This is a genomic window from Treponema sp. UBA753 (assembly GCF_002297325.1).
GTDB lineage: Bacteria > Spirochaetota > Spirochaetia > Treponematales > Treponemataceae > Treponema_D.
Map to the genome: position 1 here is coordinate 1 of NZ_DBKJ01000051.1, position 2,937 is coordinate 2,937.

The window sequence follows — 2,937 nt, forward strand, 5'->3', positions numbered from 1 at the left end:
TCATTGTTTGGCGTTTTGTATTTGAACGGATACTATAAAAGTACAGTTGAAAAATACCCGAGAATAAAGAGGGCATGAAAATGAGGTACAGCAAAGAATTCAAGGAACAGGCAATCAAACTGTCTGATGAAATCGGAGTAAATCCGGCCTGTGCACAGCTTGGACTTGTTTACGCAACTTTAGCCGACTGGCGAAAAAGTTATAACCGTGAACGAATCCTTAAACAAAAAACATCAGAAGACGATCCGCCTACAGAGCGTGAAAAAAAACTGATGAAAGAAAATGCGGATCTCCGCGAGGCTAATAACATCCTCAAGGATGCTTTCCGTTTTTTCGTAAACGACCGGAAGCAGTAACAGTAAGAAGCATTCATTGGTTCATCTTTGATAACAGAAAAAAATATCATGTGAACCGAATGTGCAAGTCTCTTTCGGTCAATGAAAAAGGCTATTACAAATGGCTGCGTAACGGAGAGCGGCCTAAAAAGTGGCAGGATTTACTCGTAGAGATACATCGTATCCTTGATGAAGATCCTGACAATGACAACTACGGTGCAGACAGAATGCTGATTGCATTGACTCAGAAAGGAATACAGACTTCCTTGAGTTCTGTAAGACGTGCAATGCGAAAAGGCAATCTTCTGAAACCGGGCAGAAGAAGTCCTGACGGGCTTACCAAGGCTGATAAAAAAGCCCAGAGACCTCAGAATCTTCTGCGGCGCGACTTTACAGCAAAAGCTCCGGACCGGAAGTGGCTGACTGATATAACTCAGGTGCCATGCAAGGACGGAAAGCTTTATATCGCTCCTGTTTTTGACTGTTTCGGTGGTGAGATAATAAGTCTTGCCATGGATACAAACATGAAAAAGGAACTGTGTATTTCCGCTCTGGAAGCGGCTTTTGAAATGAGAAAACCTAAGTCAGGAGTGATAATTCACAGTGATGCCGGAAGCCAGTACACAAGCGAGGCTTTCAGGCTCGCAGTTGGAAAACATCATGCAGTCCAGAGCATGAGCGATGTCGGAAAGTGCTACGACAACGCGAGAATGGAATCATTCTTTATTTATATCAATGATGTCTTTCTTGCTTTCGAGCTTCATAAAACCAATTTGGTCTTCAGGTCTATGAAGAACTCCATTTGGATTTTCGCCGAAGAAGTTTTGCACTTCCTCCCAACTCATTTGTCGTTGCAAGAAATTAGATTTGTTGTATTGTTCTTCCGTTATTTCAGAATCGTATGTTTCTCTTCCATCCGGGTCTGTATACTTGACAGGGTTATTCCCCGCGTAGTGATACAAATTACCATTTGTCTAACTAAACGCCCTTTTCAGCCTCCTTTTGCCCTATTTATACCACGGAAAAACAGAAATTCTGTGTTTTATTTTTTAAATTTCGGAAGAATTCTGACTTTTAAGCAGGAATTCTTCCGAAATTTCTGCGCATTTTAAGCCTTGTTCCTACAAATTGTCATTTGTAGGAATAAGCAAAAAATTAAAAAACACTATACATAGCAGGGATGTATAGTGCCATTTATTTTAAGGAATAACACTACCGTCTAAACTACATTTTGCTTTTTCAAATTTAATATTATCAAATTTCTGCTTTTGCAATATTTTTTTTAGTGCTTCTGAAACATATATTCCTCTTGGAAGTATACCAAAGGAACTTTCAAGAGGAAAAAAATTATGTCCTTCAAGTTTTTCAGAGGCAAAACAAGGAACCAAAATCGCATTGCTGGCAGGCACTCTTGTAGTAAGTTTTGAATCAAGCACATCAGGAATCCTTTCAAATATCGGAATATAATAATTTCTTGTTTCAATCTCTGAACTAACAGAAACTTTTATCCAACTGAAAGAATCTTTTGAACCTTTGTTTTCTTCAATACAGTTTTTCAACCGTTCCGATAATAGATAATAAGCAAATTGATTGTACTGATAATCAAAAAAAACTTTTTCAGGTACATTGTTGTTTTGGGTTATTCCATTGTTTGTTATGCGCATTTGTGCCAAAAACAAATTGCATGGAAACCGTCTGTTCTGCTTTATAAAGTCATCGACCTCAAGAGGTGAAATAATGCTTTCATCTGCAAGCTTTGCCATTGAAAAATCTTTACTTGAACCTTCTTTGGCTGTAAATAACACACACTTATTCATTTTTTACTCCCAACCTGCTTTCCTTAACAAATCTGGATTATTTCTGACAGGTTCTTTTACATATTTATCAAATAGTTCCAAAAATTTACTTGTATCAGATCCTGCCTCGTTTGATGCTCTATTCATACCATCCAAAACGAATTCATGATATTTATTTGGATGTCTTCCCTGATGAGGCAAGCTTTCCATATTCCAGCCAGCACCTTTTCCATCAAGTTTTAATCCATACTTATCTGCAATATTTTTCATTTGTTGTGTATATTTTTTACTTTTGTTAGTTGCAAAATGGTGTATTTGATTAGGTCTTGAAGATTTTACAACTTTCGCTGTATCGCCAACCTTGTCTGCTGTTCTTACAGCATCACCGATTTTATCAGCTTTTCTGGCAAGTTTTACAGCATCATCAATTTTTGATAATCCTGCTGGGATTCCAGGAACCAATATAGCGGCGGCATCAATCCCGACATCTATCCAACCGGAATTATCACCTTTTGAACTTTTATAGATTGCAGAACCAATGTCATAGAGCGTGAAGCCTATATCCCAAATGGTGTCAACTACCCTTCCGTCCGGATCTGTATACTTGACAGGATTGTTTGCGGCATAGGCAAACAAATTACCATTGATGTGATTAAATACTCCGCCCATGCCGGGCAGATTTTGGTTATATTTCTTTGCCTCCTCGTCTATTGGCGCTTTTGGGATGTATTCCCCAAGTGCAGGGTCAGTGCTTATCCAGCGGCTGTACCTCGGGTCAAGATACCTAGCTCCATAATAATAAAGTC

At 38.7% G+C, this 2,937-nt stretch carries 4 protein-coding genes; 2 read left to right on the top strand and 2 right to left on the bottom strand.

Going from position 1 to position 2,937, the window contains the following annotated elements:
• The first annotated feature begins 80 nt into the window (after window positions 1–80).
• Window positions 81–356, top strand: coding sequence for a transposase (locus tag B4C08_RS04320; RefSeq protein ID WP_296663316.1), 276 nt, complete (start codon window positions 81–83; stop codon window positions 354–356).
• Between the two features lie 23 nt (window positions 357–379).
• Entirely contained in the window at window positions 380–1,447 is a 1,068-nt protein-coding gene (locus B4C08_RS04325; RefSeq protein WP_296663324.1) for an IS3 family transposase, read from the top strand.
• An 87-nt stretch (window positions 1,448–1,534) separates the two neighbouring features.
• On the opposite strand, the gene B4C08_RS04330 is transcribed toward B4C08_RS04325, so the two are convergent.
• Both B4C08_RS04330 and B4C08_RS04335 read right to left on the bottom strand, forming a co-directional pair.
• Window positions 1,535–1,999, bottom strand: coding sequence for an imm11 family protein (locus B4C08_RS04330; RefSeq protein WP_349675598.1), 465 nt, complete (start codon window positions 1,997–1,999; stop codon window positions 1,535–1,537).
• A gap of 156 nt (window positions 2,000–2,155) precedes the next feature.
• Window positions 2,156–2,937, bottom strand: a 782-nt coding sequence (locus tag B4C08_RS04335; protein ID WP_296663321.1) for an AHH domain-containing protein, incomplete at its 5' end; no start/stop codon positions are given.